Below are 21,865 nucleotides of genomic sequence, written 5' to 3'. Positions count from 1 at the left end.
AAGAGATACCTGTCCCAAAATAAATAAGGGCCTAGAGATAAATAAAAGGATAGAACACAGCTTAAAAAAGTCATGTCCTATCCTTATTAGAATACAAAGATATTGTTTTCCTGACAGGTACCGTTTCATAAGCACACCAAATAAACTTTGTTTATTGGCTATTCGACTTACTGATTAGATACCAGCTACACTCACAAAACATACCCCATTCTTCTAGGTCTTATTTATTTTCCACTTAACTATAGCAAGACACATTTTGGTTGTCAAACTTTAGTATGTTTTATAGATTTACACCATTAATGAATAGACACCTACCGCGATAATTGCTCCGATCATTGGACCTGCGATTGGTACCCATGAATATGCCCAATCTGAAGTTCCTTTATTAGCTATTGGCAATACCGCATGTGCTAATCGAGGACCAAAGTCCCGAGCAGGGTTGATTGCATATCCTGTTGGCCCTCCTAATGAAAGACCGATGGCTAAGATCAATCCACCTACAGCGAATACGTTCGTTCCAGGTGCAAATTCGTTTTGTCCAAAAGCTAGCAACCCAAGAACTAATACAAATGTACCAATTAATTCTGTGATCACATTTGCTGGATAATTCCGTATAGCAGGACCTGTTGCAAACGTTCCTAAAATCGCGCTTTCATCTTTCGTTGCATTCCAATGTGGCAAATAAGAAAGCCAAACAAGAATGGCCCCTGCAAAAGCTCCTAAAACTTGCGCAATGATGAAAGGAACGACAAGATTCCAACTAATTGCCCCTGTCATCGCCATAGCTAGAGAGACTGCAGGATTCAAATGAGCTGGGCCCATGAATCCAGAAATATAGACAGCCATTGTTACAGCGAGTCCCCAACCAAATGCGATGACAATCCAGCCAGAAGCCTGTGCTTTACTTTTGTTTAAATTCACAGCCGCACACACACCATCTCCAAGCAAAACTAGGATCAGTGTCCCAATAAACTCCCCCATGATTTGAGTCATATCACTGTTCATTTATTTCTCCCCCTTTAGTTCCCGCAGATCTGATTCTGCAATCAATGCTTCTAAACGTTTAGTCTGTTGCGCCTTCTCCTCTTCTGTCCATTCAAAATATCCAGCAATTGCATCGATCACAGGTTGCTTGATCTCATCAAGCTGATCTCGTTCAAACAACAGATGATTTGTACGACGAATGAGATAATCGCCTGGGGCCAAAACCATTTCTTCTTCTAAACCATAACGTAACCGAGCTGACTCAGCGAGACTCAAACCAGGATAAGGTGCCATTTCTTTTGCTAATTCAAAGATACGTCGGGCATTAGTCCCGTAAAAATCAGCGATATAAGTAGCATCTTCTTCCTCTAAACCGGCTGCTACTCCTTCTTTTGCTAATTCTGTCACTGTTTCTTCTAATTTAGTTGGATCGAAGTTTCCACCTGAAATCTGATATTTTTTAGAGTCGATTTCTTTCGTCTCTATTCCGTATTCTTCTTTTAATAATTGGCGTATCAATCGCAAAGCTCCTTCTGCCATCTTACGGTAATCGGTGATTTTCCCACCAGATAAAGTCAGCAAACCATCTGGTTCTCTTTCTAAAGAACTACCTCTGGAAATCGTAGAAGGTGCTTTTTCATCACGGCTGTTTTCCAAATGGTTCAACACGTCTTCTACTTCAGCACGAGAAACTTTGTTTTCCTTATATTCACTTACTGTATCGACAACTTTATTGAAGCTCTTGTCTGAAATCGATCCATTATCTCCACCATTGTAATCAGAACCAGAATTACCAATCAACAGTGGACGAAGTCCTGCCCAGCTTGCTTCGATATCATTCAATGTGATATTTGCTTCTGGATAGCGATGATTGATCACATCCAATAGATAATCTACATCTTCTTGTGTGACTTTCGGATCCGTAAAATCTCCTTGGTAATCCGTATCTGTCGTACCAAAGTAAGTCTTGTTTTCTCTTGGAATAGCAAAAACCATCCGCCCATCTTGCTTTCCTGTATCGAAGTATGTGGGTTGCGGTACAGGCAGTTTTTTCGCATCTACAACTAAATGGATCCCTTTAGTTGGACGCATTTTAGGAGAGACTGGACGCGTAAAATTCAAGTTTCGTACTTTATCTACCCAAGGACCACTCGTATTGATCACTAATTTTGCTTTGATTTCGATCACTTCATCTGTCAGCAGGTCACGAGCTTTGACGCCAACGATTTGATCGCCATCATATAAAAAGCCAACCGCTTTCATTTTACTTACTAGATAAGCCCCATCTTCGGCAGCCTTTTTGATATTATCAATCACTAAACGGGCATCATTGTTGCGGAAATCTAGATAGACACCCGCGCCTTTTAGCCCTTCTTTTTTCAAAAACGGTTCTCTTTCCAATACTTCTTCTGGTATCAGCGTATAATTCTCATATTTGGTTCCTGTCACATTTGCCAGTTTGTCATAAAGGTCCATTGCTACTTTGACCGAGAACATATTGAAGGTTGTTGCTCCTTCGCCCTCATAGATTGGCAAAAGCATTGGATCTGGTTTTGGGATGTGTGGGGCAATACTTTGTACGACTGCACGTTCACCAACTGTGTCAGCTACTACTTCCACATCAAATGTCTTCAGATAACGAATACCGCCATGAACAAGTTTGGTCGAGCGAGAGGAAGTCCCTTCTGCAAAATCCTGCATTTCGATCAATCCTGTTTTGATTCCTGATGCTGCTGACTGGACTGCCACACCGGCACCAGTGATTCCGCCACCGATGATCAACAGATCCAATTCTTCTTGCTGCATTTTTTGAATGCTATCTTGTCTTGTCTTGTTTGAAAACATATGGATTTCCTCCTTATTCAAATGCTTGGGTAGCTTTTACTGCTTTTTTCCAACCGTTGTAAAGTTTTTCTCGGCGCTCTTCCTCCATTTGAACTTCAAATAGCTTGCCAGCTTCATAAAATTCGCGGATCTCGTCTGTATCTTTCCAATAACCGACAGCTAATCCTGCTAAAAATGCTGCCCCTAGCGCCGTTGTTTCCAAGTTTTCTGCTCGTTGGATCGGTACATTCAAGATATCTGTTTGGAATTGCATCAGATATTCATTGTTTGCTGCACCGCCATCTACTTTCAATACAGGAATCTTGATTCCAGTGTCATCTTGCATCGTATCGATGATATCTCTCACTTGATAAGCAATCGACTGTAAAGTAGCTTTAATGATATCTTCTTTTGTCGTACCACGTGTCAAGCCAAACATAGCCCCTCGTGCTGCCTGATCCCAATAAGGAGCACCTAGCCCAACGAATGCAGGAACAACATAAACCTCATCTTCGCTTGTAGAGCGTTTCGCTGCGTCTTCTGAATCGCTAGCTTTTTGCAACATTTGAAGTCCATCTCTCAGCCATTGAATCGAAGAACCAGCCACAAAAATACTTCCTTCTAAAGCATAGTAAACCTTTCCATTTATGCCGTAACCAATTGTCGTCAATAAATTATTTTTGGATAATTGCGGTTTTTCACCGGTATTCATGACAATAAATGAACCTGTACCATAAGTATTCTTGACCATGCCTGGTTCGAATGCCATTTGTCCGAATAATGCGGCTTGCTGGTCTCCTGCCATCCCTGAAATTGGTGCTTCGCTTCCATAAAAATGATAACCTTGCGTATAACCATAAACTTCTGAGTTAGAAGTGACTTTTGGTAACATCACTCGAGGAATATTTAGTAAATCTAAAATCTCCTGATCCCAATCTAGCTGATGGATATTGAACAACATCGTCCGACTGGCATTCGAGTAATCAGTAACATGTGCTTGTCCATCGGTCAGTTTCCATACTAACCAAGAATCGATCGTTCCAAACATCAATTCGCCTTTTTCAGCTCGTTCTTGCGCGCCTTCTACATGATCAAGAATCCAGCGTATCTTCGTTGCTGAGAAATAGGCATCGATCACTAACCCTGTTTTTTCGTGGAAAAATTCTTGATAGCCTTCATTTTTTAAGTTATCTGCAATTCCAGCTGACTGTCTGGATTGCCAAACAACTGCATGATAGATTGGACGTCCTGTATCTTTTTCCCATATTACTGTTGTTTCACGCTGGTTCGTTATGCCAATCCCAGCAATCTGATTTGGTTTGATCCCTGATTCGATGAACGCTCCGGCAATAACTGACTGTACAGAATTCCAGATTTCATTTGCATCATGTTCCACCCAACTTTCTTGCGGGAAATATTGCGTGAACTCTTTTTGAGAACTGCCGATGTGTCTTCCTTTCTTGTCAAAGATAATTGCTCGTGAGCTAGTTGTACCTTGGTCAATCGCCATGATATACGTTGATTCTGTCATTGTGATTCCCTCCATTATATGCAAACGCTTTCTTTAACTACTCTTATCATACTACTGTTTTAAAAAAAGAAACTGTCAAAATTTTATTCTTTTTTTCTTTTTTTGACAGTTTTTTATTATGAAGCTATTTTTTAATCAATTCTTTTCTTTTTTCAGCGTCTCTATTCTTCTTTTCAATCGAATAATGTCGTAAGGTGACGCAAATTCTGACAGATAATATTCACACTGTTTTTTGTTTCTCTGGCAAAATGTGATCACCAAATCATATTCTTTACCTTCTTCATAACTTCCAATCTCAATACCGCCGATTCCCCTCAGTTCTCTGATCAGATATTGTTGAAAAGCAATACGATAAATCGGCAGACTTTCTAAATCGATTCCAATCACTACTGGTTTTGCAATATAAAAATCGATCATCAAAAGAACATTGGCATACTGGATCATCAGGTAACTAAGCTCACTATCTTCAGCTCTTTTCCTCGGCAATTGCTGCACCGCTGTTTCCTGTAATTTCGCCAGTAACTGTGTTAAGGAATGCCCGAGCATTTTCTGCTGCTGTTCCAAAAGCCGATCACGCTCATAGACTTCGATCTTTCCAACAAAGAAAAACCATTCATTGTTGATCTGGGAAATTTGGTAGCCTACTGCCTTTTCTTCTTTGATTTTCAAACGACGAGGACGATAATGCCATAACATCGTTTCCCGAATGTAAGTATCTAAAACAGCGGTTGGTAACTTTTTGCTCCGTGTCAAATCATACTGATAAAATATTTCTTCGTCTACTATCGAAAAAGAAACAAAAAAGCTGTAAAACATCATTGTTTCGTATACATTCAGTTCTGCTGCTGTTCGACTAAGATGCATCACGATGATTGGATCGATTGCTTGATAAAGCCGGTCCGACTGATAGAGTAATTTCTTTTCTTTCAAAGTTGCGTACGTACTTTTTTCATTCAATAGTCTTTTTTTCGTAATCCCGAGCCAGCAAGCAATCTGTGCTTCTGCTGATGCCGTAAACGTTGTTTCTAATACACGGTCCAATCCTAGAATGAACGGTCTTTTTTCTGGTGTATTTTGCAAAAAAAGCGGTCGCTGATCTTCCGGGATATATTGGAATAGTTCATAATAAAAATATCGTATCTGTAGCTCTTCTCCGTATAATTGACCGTTTTTGATTTGTAATCCAAATTCCTCTAAGAGCTGGTTCAATTCTTTGATCTTTCGAAAAACAGAAGACTCACTGATATTAAACGCTGTCGCTAATCGAACGATGGATACTTGCTGATGTTCTAATAAATAGACGAGCATCTTAAACTTTAAGCTTTCCTGCAATAAAAACAATAGAATTTTTTCCAAACTTACATCTTCGTCCAACACAAGCAGCGCCTGATACTCATTTCGCTGTACTTCTACTTTTTTTTCCATCATTCGGCCAATCAATTCAATATCTTCCAAATATTGATCAAACGAGGCTTTTGACAGTTGGACATGCTCTCTCAAACCATTGATAGAGGCTGTTCCCCCTTGCAGAACAAGGTTTCGCAAAATCAGGATCTGTAACTGCTCTTTTCTTTCTAATAATGCTTCAATCTTCATAGGCAGTATTCGCCACCTTTGACCACACCATATCTGGCACACGGTATTCTGGCTGGAAAAATAGCTCATGTTCTTCTAACTGTTCAAACGTCCATCCTTCTTTTACTGCAATTGTCAGTTGGTCAAGAAGGTGGAACATCTCTTTTTTGCTTTGGAGCTGTGCTCCAAGAATCTTTTTTTCAGAATCAAATAGAAATTTGAGTTTAACTTTGCTTTGATTTATTGCTGTAAGCTTGTAGTCTACGTATCCTGTTTCAATTTTTTGGGGATAAAAAATGCTCTCTTCTTCTGTCAAACCTACGCTTCCTAAGAAATAGCCAAACCACTGATTGCCGACTGGACGATAGGTTCCCTGATCCTTTGTCTGTGAGCCACTAATTGTCTTGCTGACATTTCGTGCTGTACGGACAGCGTTATTTACTAGAGAAACATACATTTTTTCATTTGTTGGACGAAAAGTTACTTGGATCGCATCGCCAATCGCATAAACGTCTTTTTGAGACGTTTGCAAGTAGTCATCTACCCAGATCGTTCCATCATCATTCAATGTTAATTGTTCTTCCCACATCTGATTGTCGGGGCGAGAATGATTAGCCAGCAAAACAAGATCATAGTTCTCCTTTCTTTTTTCCGTCTCTACAATAGCGGTTTCATTTTCGGTCAAAGACACAACTTGTTCTTCTAAAAAAAGTGAAAGCCCTTGATTTTTCATTTCCTTTACTAACGGTTCTGTCATTTCAGGATCTAGATAACGAAAAAGAATTGACTTTCGGCTTTCGTAAAGATGGATTTGTTTTTTTCTTGATGCCAACCCTTCAGCTATTTCGATTCCTGCTTGTCCTGCACCAATAATTGCAATTTTCTTTGCATTCATGATCTTTTGCTGAAGAGCCGTTACGTTTTGTATCTTTTTAACTGGGTGAATAAGCGTTGATTCTGCAGAAATATTTCGAAACTTTTGATTTGAACCAGTCGCTAGAATCAAACGATCAAAATCCAATTTTTTTCCTCCTGCTAAAACGACTTTTTTTTCTTTCAATCCTATTACTGTCTTTTCTGTGTAAACATGGATTCGATAGCGGTCAGTCAGTTCTTCTTTCGTGATCCAAGAAAGTTGTTTTTCACTGGTAACCTTTCCTTTTAATATCAAATTGAACCCGCTGGGAATCCATCCTAACTTCGATTGCTTTTCAATCAAATATATTTCACTTGTTGGCATCAATTGGCGAAGATAAATAGCCGCATGAATCCCTGCAAACGACCCGCCGACAATTACAATGTTCATCTGCATTCCTCTTTCTTATAAGGTGTTCTACTGCTAACTTCTCAATCAGAAAACACAGTATTCATAACTCGCTTTCAACCTTATGATACATAGCGATGCAGCAGAATCAACCCTCTCCATCATACCGTGTTCTAGGTCTGCTTCTCAATAATGTACTAGTGGACCTAATTGAAGAGTATCATTTCTGAAGAGATGTTTCAAAAAATGTACTCTTATAAAAGAAAAAAACTCGCCTTTTACGTACCTCTGTCCAAATAGGAAACAGAAAAGAACGAAAAGACGAGTTTTAGCGTGTGTAATGTAATAGTTAGAATAGACACATCATTTATTTTTAATTCTTTAATGCTTCAACAACTGCTTCGCCTAATTGATGAGCAGATTGAGGATTTTGCCCTGTAAGAAGCCGCCCATCAATTTGAACCACTTCTGAAAAAGCTGCTCCAGACTGATAGTTTGCTCCTTTTTCTTTCAAAGCATCTTCTGCTAAGAATGGTACTTCATTCGTTGTACCATTTGCTTCCTCTTCTTCATTACTGAACCCAGTCACTGTACGTCCAGCTAAAATAGATTTTCCAGACTCATCTGTAACTGGCAACAATCCTACAACACCGTGACAAACAGCTGAGACCAGCCCTTCATTTCGATAGATTTGTGAAGCGACTTTCCCAAGATCTATTGCTTCTGGAAAATCCCACATTGTTCCGTGGCCACCAGCATAATAAACCGCTGCATAATCATTTGCATCCACATCATCAGGACGTAAGGTATTTCCCAAGGCCCGATTTCTGAAATCTTCATCTTCATAATAGGCCCAATCGATTTCATCCATATTCAAAACACTTTGCGGTTCTAAAGGTACATATCCGCCTTTAGGACTGACAAAATCTGCATCGATCCCATTTTTTACTAATACATCATAAAAATGAGTCAGTTCACTTAACCACAAACCTGTAGGACGCTCGATCTTTTCGTACTTTTCTACATTTGTTAATACGATCAATACTTTCATTTTCCCATCCTCTTTCTATAAAAATTGCGTTATTGATAACGTGCTTTCAAGAAATTATATAATGGGCTTGGCAAATAAAGCTCTTTATATGCTTCTTCAAAAGGTTTCGTTACAAATTCATCCTCACGGTTTTCCAATAATTTCTCTGCCCAGTCAGGATCGACGATCATTTGCTGTCCAATTGCTGCAAGTTCTGCATATTTCAATACCTGCTCTACATCTTCGCGATTGCGGATCCCACCGACACCAACTAAAGGGATCTTTCCTTGAATCGTGTTATGGACCACTTCAAGAATCGATTTATCGTTGTATTTATCAGAACGAGCTATTCGATCATACATATTTAATGAAACATGCAGATAATCTAGTTTTGACTCACGTAATCGTTCAAGAAGCCAGATCGTGTCTTCAAAACGGATACCTGGTGTTTCATATTCTTCTGGTGAGAAACGATACCCTACGATGAATGGTTTTTTAGCATATTGTTCAACCGCTGAGAAAACCGTTGTTAATAATTCTTCAATAAAACGATAACGATTTTCCAAGCTACCGCCCCATTGATCCTCTCGTCTATTCGAATGCGGAGAGAAAAATTGTTGGATCAAATACGTATTTGCTCCATGCAACTCGATTCCATCAAATCCTGATTCAATCGCTCTACGTGTGGCTTTGCCAAATGCTTGGATTGTTTCAACGATTTCTTCTTCACTCATTGCTCGTGGTGTTTCCGCATCAGGACGTTTTGCTGCAACTGCACTTGCAGATACAGGCTGTTCTCCAGATAAAGTTGCTCGACTTGTCATTCGTCCACCGTGGAAAATCTGAATAATCGCTTTTGCGCCTTCTCCTTGGATTGCTTTCGCTAGCTCACTTAATCGAGGAATCATTTCATCATGAGCGATGCTGAGTTCACCTGGCCAGCCTTTTCCGATATCTTGGACATTTGCAGCACCAGTAATAACAGCACCAAGACCTTTAGAACGTTGTTTATAATAAGTGATCTCATCTTCGGTGATCACTCCATTGAAAAAGCTGAGTTGTGTCGTCATAGGCGACAGCATCAATCGGTTCTTCAATTGAACTCCTGAAGGTAAAGTAATTGATTGATCAAATTGTGACATTGTCATTCCTCCCATAATTCGCTCTGATTAACCTATCGAGAATCATCTATCATTAAACCACTCGATTAGTTGTACATGCAACTAATTTGCTTAAAAAATTTTATTTTTTTTGTAACTTATCTGTTGCATCATTCATTGTCTGGGCTAATTCTTTACTTGCTTCATTTCCCAAAACTGCTTTGTATGACTGATGAAGTTCTTCCCAGCTACCATCGACTTCCTTAGCAAATTGGCGTCCTTGTTCTGTAAGATAAACTAATGACAAGCGACCTTCGCTAACTGTTTTGACGTATCCTTTATATTCTAATTTTTCAACAAAACGAGCAATCGTTGATGGGGCGGAATAGAGCATTTGTGCAATATCTTTTTGTGGTATTCCATCTTTTTCTTTTAATATCAATAAAATAAAACCATAAGTTGGTGCCAGACCTGTCCTTCTAAACGCTTCATCAGCTAATTTATTCAACATGCGATCTAGCTTTTTCACGCTAAAGAAAAGACATTCATCTAACGCTTTTTCAATTGGCTTTTCCATTTCATCCCCTCCATTGGCGTACATATCATAGTATGATTTTTATTTTTTGTCAAAAAACACGGAATAATGTCCGCCTCCTCTGTCTAGATTTGAAAAAAAGAAGTAGCCATCTTCAAAGAATTTCGGCTTGTTTTCGACAAAACTCCTTCTGGAACACCGTGAATCAGAGGTTGTGAAAAAGTCGTTTAGTTTTGAGTATGAAGAAAAATTTTGTGAAAATGGCTTTCCACATTTTTGCATAAATTTGGCTTAATACCGAAAAACTGGCTTTTGAACACCGTTTATATCAGAGGTTGTGAAAAAGCCGTCCTGCATCAAGTAATAAGAACAGCCAAACAAAAATAGTTCCTCATATTTTGTCGTTTTTTGAGCTAATGCCGATGGTCAGCTGATTGTACACCGTTTATTGAGAGGTCGTGAGCCTGCCGTTGAACTCCGAGTCACAAGGAGCAATTTCAAAAAACAGCTTCTCATGTTTTATGACTATGGTGACTTGTGATCGAGGAGTTGGCAGGAGAATACTGTTTATTCGTAAAGAAGGGGCTGTGACAAGACTTTTGTCACAGTCCCTTATTTCCTTTTATTATAGGATTTCGCCATTTGATTGGATGACTTGTCTGTACCAATCAAATGATTTTTTCTTTAACCGTTTCTTTGTGCCATTCCCTTCGTCATCTTGATCAACATAGATATATCCATAACGTTTTGACATTTGTGAAGTAGAAGCGCTGACGATATCAATGCAGCCCCACGACGTATAACCAAATAAATCTACTCCATCTTCGATAGCTTCCTTCATCTGCTCAATATGCTGCTTCAAATAGTCAATGCGGTAATCGTCTTGAACGGTTCCATCTTCTTCTACTTTGTCTATAGCTCCGAGTCCGTTTTCAGCTATGAACAGTGGTTTTTGATACCTATCATATAATTGATTCAAAGCAATTCTCAAACCCTTAGGATCAATCTGCCAGCCCCATTCACTTGATGGAAGATACGGATTTTTAATTCCTCCAGTTATTAAGTTTCCTTGGACCCCTTCCAAATTTTCTGGATGAGCACTGACTGCACTAGACATGTAGTAGCTAAAAGAAACAAAATCAACAGGGTAGGCTGCTAAGATTTCTTCATCACCTACTTCTATTTTTAAGTTGACACCTTTTTCTTCAAACATTCGTTGCGTATACGCTGGATAATATCCTCTTGCTTGAACATCACTAAAGAACAAAGAAGTTCTTTGCTGCTCAATTGTTTTTTGAATATCATCCGGATCACAAGAATACGGAACAAGAAGCTGATAGCTGATCATACAACCGACTTGTGAACCTTTGATAATTTCATGACAAGCTTTTGTAGCTAAAGCACTTGCTATAAACTGATGGTGTGCACCTTGGTATTTCGCTTGTTCCAAATGGGGATGGTTTTCTTCAATTACTCCTACGCTAACAAAAGGGTGATGTTTTACACAGTTGATCTCATTGAAAGTCATCCAATATTTTACTTTATTTTTATAGCGTTTGAATACTGTTTCAGCGAAACGAACGTAAAACTGAATAAGCTTTCGATTAGGCCATCCACCATATTCTGTAACCAAATATAACGGCATTTCATAATGGGAAAGAGAAACGACTGGCTCAATCCCATATTTTAGACATTCGTCAAACACTTGATCATAAAAAAATAATCCCGCTTCATTGGGTGTTTCTTCATCACCATGAGGAAAAATTCTTGTCCATGCGATAGACATCCGATAGCATTTAAAACCCATTTCAGCAAATAAACGGATGTCTTCTTTAAAGTGATGATAGAAATCATTTCCGTGTCTTTTAGGATAATAATACTTGCTGTTGGGATCCTGCGCCGCTTTTACTTGCTGATGCGTCATCATATGCCATTGATCTGTCCATTTTTCTTTAGGTAAATCGCTGTCGAATGTATACACATCAGACACAGATAATCCTTTTTCATCTACATCCCATGCACCTTCACATTGATTGGCCGCTGTCGCTCCGCCCCATAAAAATCCTTCTGGAAATTTTTTCATATCGATCCCCCTAAACTTGCTAGTTTTCTTGTTTGATTATTTTTCTTATGACTAGTAATGATATTTTTGAATCTACTACTATTTGTAACAATAACCATTGTGGTCGGATCATATCCCTCTTTGATTAATTCTTGCAAATCTACTTCCATCAATAAATCGCCTTTACGTACTTTTTTTCCATCAGATACTGCACTTTGAAAGTATTTGCCATTTAAATTCACTGTATCAATACCGATATGGATCAGTATCTCTGCTCCTTCTTCACTGACTACCCCAATTGCATGTTTCGTTGGAAAAACTGTTGAAACTTCCCCGTTTACAGGACTGTAGATTTTTCCGTCCGTTGGAATGATCGCAAACCCTTCTCCTAAAGATCCACTAGCAAATGTTGGATCGTTTACTTCAGATAAATCAATTATTTCACCTGCTGCAGGAGTACTTAACACTATATCCTTTGAGGATTCTTCTTCGATTTCATCCTTGTAGCCGAAAAGAAAAGTTAGCATACAGGAACTGATCATCGCTAAGAAATAACTAGCAACTAGCCAAACAAATCCTTCACCAATATAAATCGGGAAAGACAAAATACTTCTTGTAGCAACTGCCAAAGCACCGGCTCCTGCGGCACCAGCTACTCCACCAAATATAGCTCCACATATACAAGCAATGTAAAATGGTCGTTTATATTTAAGAGTCACACCATAAACAGCAGGTTCAGTGATTCCAAATAATGCTGTGATAAATGCAGATAAAGATAAACTTTTTACTTTCTTATTTTTCGTTTTCAAAAATACCCCAAGTACTGCTCCTGCTTGCGCAGCTACGGCAGTCATACATGCTGGACCTAGCGTATCACGACCGTAGAAAGAAAGATTGTTGGTCATTACTGGTACAAGTCCCCAATGTAACCCAAAAATCACTAACACTTGCCAAAATCCGCCGATAACAGCACCAGATAAAACAGGGCTAAAGTTATAAACAGCTAAATATCCAGCTGCAATCAGCTGACTTGCATAATCTGCAATTGGACCTACAACTAATAAAGTAATTGGGACCATCACGATGATACAAATGAATGGTGTCAATAAATTTCGAATACTTTCGTGCAAGCTTTTGCGAATCTTAGGCTCAATATAAGAAAGAACCCATACAGCTAAAATTGCTGGAATAACCGTACTTGTATATCTTGCTAGAATCACGGGCATCCCTAGAAATCGCAAGGTTATGCTATCACTATATGCACTGACAATCGTAGGATAAACGAGAGCTGCTGCAATAACCATAGCGATGAAACGATCTGTATTGAACTTTTTTGCAGCAGTATATGCCAAAAATATAGGCAAGAAATAGAAAAATGCATCAGCTGCTGCATTCAAAATGATATAAGTTCCTGATTCAGTAGTTAATAAATTCAAACTCGTACATAAGGCGAGTACTCCTTTGATCAAACCACTTCCTGCCAAGACGCCTAAAGTCGGGGCAAAAACAGCGGCGATCATGTCTATAAAAGAGTTTAAAATGCCTTTTTTCTCAGTTCCTCTCTTTCCACTAGATGCATCATCTTCTAGTTTCATTTGTTTGGATAATACGTCATACACTTCATTTACTGCATTTCCTACTACGACTTGAAACATTCCTCCAGCTTCGACTACAGTGATCACACCTTCTAGTTGCTCTACCTTCTCCTTATCTGCCTTCTTATTATCTTTTAGGGTAAAGCGTAACCTTGTTGCACAATGGTAAACATTGCTGACATTTTCTTCGCCTCCGACAAATCGGACAATATCTTTCGCTAATTGTGAATAGTCCATTTTTACTTCCCCCTTGTTAATTAATGCCGTAGCAATCCTTCTTACAAGATAAGTATAGTTCTTAGAAAACGGTTTCTCCATTCAATTAGTACCCCTTCTAATAGCGAACGAAACTGTACAATAGTGTGTATGGTTTACTTAGCCGAGCAAATCACTCACTGCTTGAAAGAAAACAAGTATATCGTTTCTCTTATAGTCAAAGGAGACAAAAAAAACACGCTTGATCTTCCTTTGCTGATGTATAAGTGGTATCTCAAGCTGATACTCTGTGATTTTTGTTTCTACTTGGCTTTTGATAAGACAGCACAACAAAGTCTCGGCATTTAACGGAAGCATAACTAGGTCAGAACTAGGAGAGATTAGTTGCTGAATGGAATCTATCTTTTTATGGATTTTTATTTGATTTTCTTCTTTGTAGTAATGATCAAGCAGTTTTGTTTTCTTTTTTTCTTCAACTATGGTCAGCTTTTCACGCAAAATCTGATAAATCTCCGAAGATTCAAACTCATCTAGAACACTAGGTAGATAAATCAAATCATCCCACTCAAAAATAAGCTCTTGCTCAGTAGTCAAAATTGCATCATATTCCGTTATTTTGTTTGATTGATTTTTGAAAAGATACACTGGTTCTATCCGGCATTCTTTGATCCACATGTTCATACTTTGTTGAATCTGTTTTTTTAGTGTATTCAAAATACTAATTGGCTGGTTACTAACAATCAGTATCTCCCCTTGTTTTCGAAAAGGATTCAACGCTTCGGCAAGATACAAAACCAAATAAGCGCTTTCAGCTAAATTGGGACGTAATTGAAAATGTATTGGGAAGAAACGCCGAATTAAATAAATTTCTAAAGGATAACGGGAGATGATCTTTTGTACAAAATGATTCATGGTATTATGTCCGGCATCCATCCTCGTTTTCATTTGTTTGATATGGGTTAGCAAAAATTCTGTTTCATGGAACAATAACGAAACAGGAAGATCTAAAAAACGAATAATCGTTTGCTCAAATGCTCTTAGATTCTTCTCTATTTCTTTGTTTTTTTCATCATTAATCATCAAATAATTTAACTCTAATAGTCGATTTTCAATTGCTTGTTTTTCTTGATTGGAAAAAGAATAGGGTAGTTCTGATGATAACTTTTTTGTGAGGGTCTCTACCATCGGAATAAATAATGTATACCTGTTTGTTTTTTCTAAAAGTTCTTCTCTTCGAAGAATGGTCAAAACGAGATACCGAGAAAATCGTATGAAGTCCTCTCCTGAAACAATATAATTATATGATATAAGAACCTCTTTTAATGTCTTTTGGACAGTCGGCATGATATTGGAAAAAATTGTACTGATTTGTTGAGGCAACCTTGCGTGTTGGATCACCGTTTCTGTTCCAACAAGAGATAAGAAAATTCTTTTTGAATTTTCTTCAGCAATGATTTTTAGTCCTTTTGTCGACGAAACTTCCAGTTCTAATTTAGGATTGCGCTCGATCCAACGCAAAATCGTTTTTATTTGTAATGATACGGCTGTTTTTGAAAGAAAGAAAATGTCTGCTATCTTTTGCATACTGACATACCCTTTTTGAAACAATAAGTACGTCACAATAGTTGAAGCTCGGAAATCCATGCTGGAATAGATTTTATGTTTCGTCACCTCTTGTATGATTTGCTGTTTAGTTTCAGATTCAATTGATTCTAAAAAATAACCTGAACGTTTATTTGACTGGATAATGATTTTCTTCTCGTAGATAGCAAGCATATTTTTGATTTCAGTTTGGATCGTTTTCTTGTTGGTACCTAAAGCTTCAGCTAATTCTTCGCTTGTTATCCAATGATTCTTATTTCTTAATACTACAAGAATTTGGAGTTGTCGTTTATTTAAGTCCATTTGCTTACACCTCCTCTTTGTTATAAACATACAGGAAAAACCTCTCAAATGACAATAGTCACTTGCAGAGGTTTAAAAATCATTTGAAGAAAGATCTATATTCAAGGTTTTTACCATTAGACTGGATAATTTGTTTATAATATTCAAAACTATCTTTTTTCAATCTCCTAAAGCTTCCGCTCCCATCATTTTGTCTATCCACATAAATAAAGCCATATCGCTTCCTCATTTCCCCTGTTCCTGCCGATACGATATCGATTGGTCCCCACCATAAGTAACCAATGATTTGGCAACCATCTTTTATTGCCTCAGCAATTTCCTGAAGATGTATTTTTAGATACTCACAACGTTTTGGATCGTGGATTCGATTCAATTCATCTGGTGCTTCATCTAGTCCAATGCCATTTTCAACTATGAATAATGGTAATTCATAACGGTCTGTCAATTCATTCATGACATAACGAAACCCTAGAGGATCAATTGGCCAACTCCAAGGTTCGGGAGATTTTTCCTTCAAAAAGGGATTATCGAAACCATTTGCTCCGCCAGTATCTACGCGCATTTCTGCTTCTTTTTTATAGACAGCGCTACGATAATAACTAAATGCAATATAATCTACCGTGTTAGCTTGCAAGTACTGTTCGTCTCCATCTAACATTACTGGTGCACAGTCTTCTTCCTTCCATATCCTGTAAATATAAGCTGGATAATGCCCTCGGCACATGACATCGGAGAAAAACCATGAATTGCGTTTAAATTGCAGTGAACCAAATACATTCTCTGGATCACAGTCATATGCATAAGTCGCTAATGCAGAAAAGCTACACATAATACCCATCTTAGCATTTGGATCGATTTTCTTTAATAATTGAGTAGCACGGGCGTTCGCTAGAAACATATGATGACAGGCTTGATAAATCTCTTTTTTTGTTAGTGTAGCAATGGGTTCAAGTTTATCTCTAGCAGGGAATGTAACCAATCCAGCAGCTGCATAAGGCATACGAAAAGCATTATTGATCTCATTAAAGGTCATCCAATATTTCACTTTCCCTTGGTAGCGTTCAAAGACGGTCTGCGCATAAAATTCAAAAAAGTCGATTAATTTTCGATTTTGCCACCCCCCATACTCTCCTACCAATGCTAAGGGGGTTTCATAATGACTAAGAGTAATTACTGGCTCGATATCATATCGATTTAATGTATTGATTAGTCTGTCATAAAATACGAGACCAGCCTCATTTGGCTTCTGTTCGTCTCCTCTTGGAAATATTCGTGCCCATGAGATGCTTGTTCGAAAAGCTTTTAAACCTAACTCCTTCAGTAAACGAATATCCTCTTCAAATCGATGATAAAAATCAATCGCTTCATGAGAAAGATAATGGAGTGATTCGTCTAAAGCAATCTCCCAAATCTTTTTTTCTTCATTCCACTGAATACTAGGATGCTGGTTCATGATCCCGATAAGCGTATCTGTCACATTAGGTAATTTGCCGTCTTCCAACCATGCACCTTCACATTGATTAGCAGCTACTGCTCCGCCCCATAAAAAATTTTCTGGAAATATTTCCTGATCCATAACTATCTCTCCTCGCTATCAACAATTTCTTACTTGAAGTATAGCTCGATTCATCAAAACAAGATATTCTAACTATTTCGGCAGAAGAGAAGAAAAAAATTGAATGCTACTCTTCATTTTTAATATTTATATATAACAAATACATAAGACGATCCCCGAAAGAAAACACTCGTTAACCATCTAAGCAAACGATTTATTTTACTTCCAACACAAATGCTTCATAAGGTCGTAAATCAACTTTGCCGTCTGGTAACTGTTTCAGAGGATAATTTGACACAATAACCCTTAAAGCTTCACGTGGAACAGTGAACGTCTGCTTTTCACTGGACATATTACAAATAACGAGCCATTGCTGGTCTTCATATATGCGAGAATAGGCAAAGACATGCTCAGGCGTCTTTTCCACTAATTCATAGTCTCCCCAGACGATGATGTCATGTTTTCTACGCAAATCGATCAATTTCTTGTACATATAAAAAACAGAATCTTGATCTGCTAACGCTTCTTCTGCATTGATTTCTTTATAATTTGGATTGACTCGAAGCCATGGAATTCCAGTAGTAAACCCAGCATGTTCACGGGCGTTCCATTGCATAGGCGTCCTAGCATTGTCTCTTCCTTTCGCATTGATTGATTCCAAGATTTCCTCTTTTGTAAATCCAGAAGAAATCCTTTCGTTATACATATTGATTGTCTCAATATCTTTTGCTTCCGCGATATCATCGATTGGGCAATTCGTCATGCCTAACTCTTCTCCTTGATAGATATAAGGGGTGCCTTTCATCATATGGAGCAAGATAGCAAACATCTTGGCACTTTCTTTTCGATACACATCGTCATTTCCCCAACGAGAAACAATTCGCGGAAGATCGTGATTATTCCAAAATAAACTATTCCATCCTTCATCACCTAAAGATGTTTGCCATTTGGATAATACTTTTTTCAGTTCAGAGATACTCAAGGGTTTCAAATCCCATTTGTCTTTGCCTTCTTGCTGATCTAATCCTATGTGTTCGAATTGGAAGACCATGGATAATTCATTTCTTTTAGGATTGGAATAAAGTTTAGCGATTTCGGTAGTTGCTCCCCATGTTTCGCCAACAGTCATCAGATTTTTGTCACCAAAAGTTGCTTGATTCATTTCCTGAAGATACTCATGCAGTTTAGGTCCATTACTTGTGATTTCTTTATCCGGTTCTTTGCCAATCATATCGATCACGTCCATACGAAAGCCACCAATACCTTTATCGATCCAGAAATTCATCATTTGATAAATCTCTTGGCGAACCTGTTTATTTTTCCAATTCAAATCAGGTTGACGCTTGCTATACAAGTGCAGAAAATATTGCCCCGTTTTTTCATCCAACTGCCAAGCAGAACCACTGAATATTGAGCGCAATCTATTAGGCTCTTTTCCATTGACCGGATCACGCCAAATATAATAGTCCCGATAAGGATTTTCTTTATTTTTACGGGCCTCAATGAACCACGGATGTTCATCAGAAGTATGATTCACCACCAGATCCATGATGATACGGATATTTCTTTTCTTTGCTTCTTCAATCAGTTCTTCCATTTCTTCCATCGTACCGAATTCTGCCATGATTGCTTGATAATTACTGATATCATACCCATTGTCATCATTCGGAGACTCGTATACTGGAGAAAGCCAAATTGCATCAATACCTAAATACGCCAGATAATCCAACCTGGAAATAATCCCCCGCAAATCTCCAATACCATCTTGATTTGAATCTTGAAAACTTCTTGGATAGATTTGATAAACAACTGAATGGTGCCACCATTTTTGTTCCATGATTTTCCTCCTATAAATGGATGTTTCTATTTTTTGCTTAATCATTTATTTTAGTCTCTCTCACTAAAAATTGTAACGCTTTCAAATAGCTATTGCACCTTGTTATCGGTAACAGAATAAAACAAAAAAACAGCTGAGGAAATTCCCTCAACTGTTTTTTGAAAGGATTGATTTATTCAGGGAAGAATGCTGATTTCACAACTTCTTTATAAACGGTGTTCACTCAGCTGTCCCTCGGTATTAGCTCAAAAAACGGCAAAATATAAGAAACTATTTTTTTCGTTTTTTTCTCTAATACTCAGGCCAGAACACTGATTTCACAACCTCTTTATAAACGGTGTTCACTCAGCTGTCCCTTGGTATTAGCTCAAAAAACGGCAAAATATGAGGAACTATTTTTTCGTTTTTTTCTCTAATACTCAGGCCAGAACACTGATTTCACAACCTCTTTATTTCACATTCAATATCCACATGAATCCCATGAATACAAAGAACAGACCATACATGATGGGAGATACTTCTTTTCCTCTTTTAGCTGCTAACATGGTAATTGGATAGAAGATAAAACCTAATGCAATCCCATCTGAAATACTATAAGTCAAAGGCATGCCGATCAAGATCAAGAATGAAGGGATCGCAATCTCTAAGTTTCCCCATTCGATTTGTCGCAAAGATTGTGCCATCAATACTCCTACCATAATCAATGCTGGTGCAGTTACTTGTGAAGTAACAACTGATAGTAATGGAGAAAAGAACAAGCCTAACAAGAAGAAAATCCCTGTAGTAATAGCTGTGATACCTGAACGTCCTCCAACGGCGATACCAGCTGATGATTCTACAAATGCACCAACAGGAGAAGTACCTAATAAGGAACCCGCAAGCATAGCTGTTGAATCAGAAGCTAAAGCTTTCCCTACACGAGGCATCTTGTTGTCTTTCATGAAACCTGCTTGGTTTGCTAATCCAACTAAAGTTCCTGCTGTATCAAAGAAAGTCACAAGCAAGAATGTCAGCACTACGACCCACATTTGAAGAGAATTGATGTCCCCTACATGTTTTAATGCAACTAAAAATGTTGGTTTCAAACTTGGTGCTGCGGCAACAATTTCAGAAGGCATTGGAATCAAACCTGTGACCAGACCTAAAATCGTTGTAGCTGCCATCCCGATGAAGATGCCACCTGGTACACGCCGAACAAGCAAGATAGCAGTTACGACTAATCCAAAAATCGTCAACCAAGTAGAACCAACGTTGAGTGATCCTAATCCTACTAATGTAGATTCATTCGAAACGATGATCCCACCTTCGCTCAGACCAAGGAAAGCAATAAATAGACCGATACCGCCAGAAATCGCATATTTCAAATCTGCTGGGATCGCATCAATGATCATTTCCCGCAGCTTGAAGATTGTGATCAAAATAAAAATCAAAGAAGCAACGAATACGCCGGCTAATGCTGTTTCCCATGGAATCCCCATTCCTAAACAAACAGAATAAGCAAAAAAAGCATTGATCCCAAGAGCAGGTGCCGTTCCAATTGGATAACGGGCTAATACCCCCATTAAAATACAGCCGATCGCACTGGCTAATGCAGTCGCAGTAAACACTGCTCCTTCATCCATTCCAGAAGCACCTAATACAGTTGGATTTACAAATAAGATATAAGCCATTGAGATAAATGTTGTAAATCCTGCCAGTACCTCACGTTTTACCGTGGTGTTCAATTTTTCTATTTCGAAGTAGGAAAGTATTTTTTCCTTCATCTTCCATCCCCCTAAATCCGAACATTATAAATAAAGTCCGTTAAAATTTCGATTTATTAATAAAACAACGTGTTTTATCATATACTAAAACAAAACATAAGTAAACAAAAAATTCGGATTTTAAGCAAAATCCGAACGTTCCATCTGATTAAATCCCTTTATCTCAAAGTTCATGAACATTCACTTTGGATTACAAGAATTTCTTTATTGTGTTAATAAAGTTTCTTCATTCTAGTCTCAAAAATCAATAGTGTGATTTGATTTTACCATTTCGTTTCTGTTCTTCTTTGATGAATTCTTTTGTATCGACAGGATTCAGATTATTTAGTCCGCCAAAACCTGTATCGACCATTTTTCCCCAGCCTTTTGTCTTCTTTTTTCCTGATTTGAGATTCTTTGCTCGAAGCTTCTCACTATGTTTTGCTCGCCGATACTTCAAATAACCTTCTAATCTTCCCATTAGATCCACTGTTTCTCCTCCTTTTTATTCAATCAGACGACTCAGCTTTTCCTATAACAAAATAATTGCCTTCAGGGTCCGAAAAATTGAAAGTCAAGACGCCATTGTTGTCTGTGATTTCTCCTGGTTCTTCCATGTTCTCGTAGATAGTTTCAAATTCATCCGTAAAAAATACTAAAGAAGGCGGTGGTCCTAATACCTCTGGTGAAAACTTCTGCACAAATACTTTTGGGAATACGCCTAATTCTAATTCTTTTGAGATGCTGAGTACAATACTCTTAAATTCTTCTGGCAATTCGATTGTTTCAGAAATTTCTGCACCAATTTTTTCTACAAAGAATCGGCAAATCATCTCTACGTCATTGACATAAAGCATCACACGTGTTTTTTGTATCATCGTTTGACCCTTCTTTCTATTTGATTTTCTTTCCTGTCTATAAACTGATTCCATTATATCACGAAAGCGCAAACACCTTGTGTTTGATACTATTCAAGAAAAATAAAGCAATAGTTTCTAGGATTGCTTTCCTCCACAAACTTTTTTTACAACGCCGATTGTAAAATTAAGCTAGACAACTAAAAAAGTCATTTGTGCTACACTCAAAATAGTTCCGACCAAAGAATTATAA

The 21,865-nt window shown here is 38.1% G+C and carries 16 protein-coding genes; all 16 read right to left on the bottom strand.

The window, feature by feature from the left end:
- Positions 1-288 precede the first annotated feature (288 nt).
- The gene (locus ACIFUW_RS01565; protein WP_002292560.1) at positions 289-1,005 is read right to left on the bottom strand and encodes an MIP/aquaporin family protein; all 717 of its coding nucleotides are present in this window, start codon (positions 1,003-1,005) and stop codon (positions 289-291) included.
- Positions 1,006-2,829: a type 1 glycerol-3-phosphate oxidase gene (glpO, locus tag ACIFUW_RS01560; RefSeq protein ID WP_085811548.1), complete on the bottom strand. Its 1,824-nt coding sequence runs from the start codon at positions 2,827-2,829 to the stop codon at positions 1,006-1,008. It abuts the gene before it with no gap.
- 13 nt (positions 2,830-2,842) lie between these two features.
- Positions 2,843-4,339, bottom strand: a complete 1,497-nt coding sequence (gene glpK, locus ACIFUW_RS01555) for a glycerol kinase GlpK (protein WP_002294668.1) — start codon at positions 4,337-4,339, stop codon at positions 2,843-2,845.
- Between the two features lie 135 nt (positions 4,340-4,474).
- Positions 4,475-5,935, bottom strand: a complete 1,461-nt coding sequence (locus tag ACIFUW_RS01550; RefSeq protein ID WP_002296783.1) for a helix-turn-helix domain-containing protein — start codon at positions 5,933-5,935, stop codon at positions 4,475-4,477.
- Positions 5,925-7,220 (bottom strand): FAD-dependent oxidoreductase, encoded by a 1,296-nt coding sequence (locus tag ACIFUW_RS01545; protein WP_002301179.1) that lies wholly within the window; start codon positions 7,218-7,220, stop codon positions 5,925-5,927. The genes ACIFUW_RS01550 and ACIFUW_RS01545 overlap by 11 nt, the downstream gene beginning before the upstream one ends.
- A 331-nt stretch (positions 7,221-7,551) precedes the next feature.
- Complete coding sequence (locus ACIFUW_RS01540; protein ID WP_002294671.1) at positions 7,552-8,229, bottom strand: type 1 glutamine amidotransferase domain-containing protein; 678 nt, start codon at positions 8,227-8,229, stop codon at positions 7,552-7,554.
- A 29-nt stretch (positions 8,230-8,258) separates the two neighbouring features.
- On the bottom strand, positions 8,259-9,350 hold the full coding sequence (locus ACIFUW_RS01535) for an NADH-dependent flavin oxidoreductase (RefSeq protein ID WP_002294672.1): 1,092 nt from the start codon (positions 9,348-9,350) through the stop codon (positions 8,259-8,261).
- Positions 9,351-9,450: 100 nt separating this feature from the next.
- On the bottom strand, positions 9,451-9,885 hold the full coding sequence (locus ACIFUW_RS01530) for a MarR family winged helix-turn-helix transcriptional regulator (protein ID WP_002294674.1): 435 nt from the start codon (positions 9,883-9,885) through the stop codon (positions 9,451-9,453).
- Between the two features lie 583 nt (positions 9,886-10,468).
- Positions 10,469-11,926, bottom strand: coding sequence for a glycoside hydrolase family 1 protein (locus ACIFUW_RS01525; protein ID WP_002300024.1), 1,458 nt, complete (start codon positions 11,924-11,926; stop codon positions 10,469-10,471).
- The gene (locus ACIFUW_RS01520) at positions 11,923-13,818 is read right to left on the bottom strand and encodes a beta-glucoside-specific PTS transporter subunit IIABC (protein ID WP_002317516.1); all 1,896 of its coding nucleotides are present in this window, start codon (positions 13,816-13,818) and stop codon (positions 11,923-11,925) included. The genes ACIFUW_RS01525 and ACIFUW_RS01520 overlap by 4 nt, the downstream gene beginning before the upstream one ends.
- Positions 13,819-13,875: 57 nt before the next feature.
- Entirely contained in the window at positions 13,876-15,651 is a 1,776-nt protein-coding gene (locus ACIFUW_RS01515) for an HTH domain-containing protein (RefSeq protein ID WP_002351198.1), read from the bottom strand.
- Positions 15,652-15,700: 49 nt separating this feature from the next.
- The gene (locus ACIFUW_RS01510) at positions 15,701-17,197 is read right to left on the bottom strand and encodes a glycoside hydrolase family 1 protein (RefSeq protein WP_002301175.1); all 1,497 of its coding nucleotides are present in this window, start codon (positions 17,195-17,197) and stop codon (positions 15,701-15,703) included.
- 193 nt (positions 17,198-17,390) lie between these two features.
- On the bottom strand, positions 17,391-19,013 hold the full coding sequence (locus tag ACIFUW_RS01505) for a glycoside hydrolase family 13 protein (RefSeq protein ID WP_002294685.1): 1,623 nt from the start codon (positions 19,011-19,013) through the stop codon (positions 17,391-17,393).
- A 449-nt stretch (positions 19,014-19,462) separates the two neighbouring features.
- The gene (locus ACIFUW_RS01500) at positions 19,463-20,776 is read right to left on the bottom strand and encodes an NCS2 family permease (protein ID WP_002301172.1); all 1,314 of its coding nucleotides are present in this window, start codon (positions 20,774-20,776) and stop codon (positions 19,463-19,465) included.
- Positions 20,777-21,020: 244 nt separating this feature from the next.
- The gene (locus ACIFUW_RS01495) at positions 21,021-21,245 is read right to left on the bottom strand and encodes a hypothetical protein (protein ID WP_002294687.1); all 225 of its coding nucleotides are present in this window, start codon (positions 21,243-21,245) and stop codon (positions 21,021-21,023) included.
- A 19-nt stretch (positions 21,246-21,264) separates the two neighbouring features.
- On the bottom strand, positions 21,265-21,687 hold the full coding sequence (locus ACIFUW_RS01490) for a VOC family protein (protein WP_002349820.1): 423 nt from the start codon (positions 21,685-21,687) through the stop codon (positions 21,265-21,267).
- Positions 21,688-21,865: the final 178 nt, after the last annotated feature.

Source organism: Enterococcus sp. PLH-Efm8, assembly GCF_053011625.1.
This window is presented reverse-complemented; position numbering and strand designations above follow the sequence as displayed.

Excerpts from the sequence above, each read along its gene's own strand:
- ACIFUW_RS01565 (WP_002292560.1), bottom strand. The coding sequence starts at position 1,005 with ATGAACAGTGATATGACTCAAATCATGGGGGAGTTTATTGGGACACTG.
- glpO (WP_085811548.1), bottom strand. The coding sequence starts at position 2,829 with ATGTTTTCAAACAAGACAAGACAAGATAGCATTCAAAAAATGCAGCAA.
- glpK (WP_002294668.1), bottom strand. The coding sequence starts at position 4,339 with ATGACAGAATCAACGTATATCATGGCGATTGACCAAGGTACAACTAGC.
- ACIFUW_RS01550 (WP_002296783.1), bottom strand. The coding sequence starts at position 5,935 with ATGAAGATTGAAGCATTATTAGAAAGAAAAGAGCAGTTACAGATCCTG.
- ACIFUW_RS01545 (WP_002301179.1), bottom strand. The coding sequence starts at position 7,220 with ATGAACATTGTAATTGTCGGCGGGTCGTTTGCAGGGATTCATGCGGCT.
- ACIFUW_RS01540 (WP_002294671.1), bottom strand. The coding sequence starts at position 8,229 with ATGAAAGTATTGATCGTATTAACAAATGTAGAAAAGTACGAAAAGATC.
- ACIFUW_RS01535 (WP_002294672.1), bottom strand. The coding sequence starts at position 9,350 with ATGTCACAATTTGATCAATCAATTACTTTACCTTCAGGAGTTCAATTG.
- ACIFUW_RS01530 (WP_002294674.1), bottom strand. The coding sequence starts at position 9,885 with ATGGAAAAGCCAATTGAAAAAGCGTTAGATGAATGTCTTTTCTTTAGC.
- ACIFUW_RS01525 (WP_002300024.1), bottom strand. The coding sequence starts at position 11,926 with ATGAAAAAATTTCCAGAAGGATTTTTATGGGGCGGAGCGACAGCGGCC.
- ACIFUW_RS01520 (WP_002317516.1), bottom strand. The coding sequence starts at position 13,818 with ATGGAGAAACCGTTTTCTAAGAACTATACTTATCTTGTAAGAAGGATT.
- ACIFUW_RS01515 (WP_002351198.1), bottom strand. The coding sequence starts at position 15,651 with ATGTTTATAACAAAGAGGAGGTGTAAGCAAATGGACTTAAATAAACGA.
- ACIFUW_RS01510 (WP_002301175.1), bottom strand. The coding sequence starts at position 17,197 with ATGGATCAGGAAATATTTCCAGAAAATTTTTTATGGGGCGGAGCAGTA.
- ACIFUW_RS01505 (WP_002294685.1), bottom strand. The coding sequence starts at position 19,013 with ATGGAACAAAAATGGTGGCACCATTCAGTTGTTTATCAAATCTATCCA.
- ACIFUW_RS01500 (WP_002301172.1), bottom strand. The coding sequence starts at position 20,776 with ATGAAGGAAAAAATACTTTCCTACTTCGAAATAGAAAAATTGAACACC.
- ACIFUW_RS01490 (WP_002349820.1), bottom strand. The coding sequence starts at position 21,687 with ATGGAATCAGTTTATAGACAGGAAAGAAAATCAAATAGAAAGAAGGGT.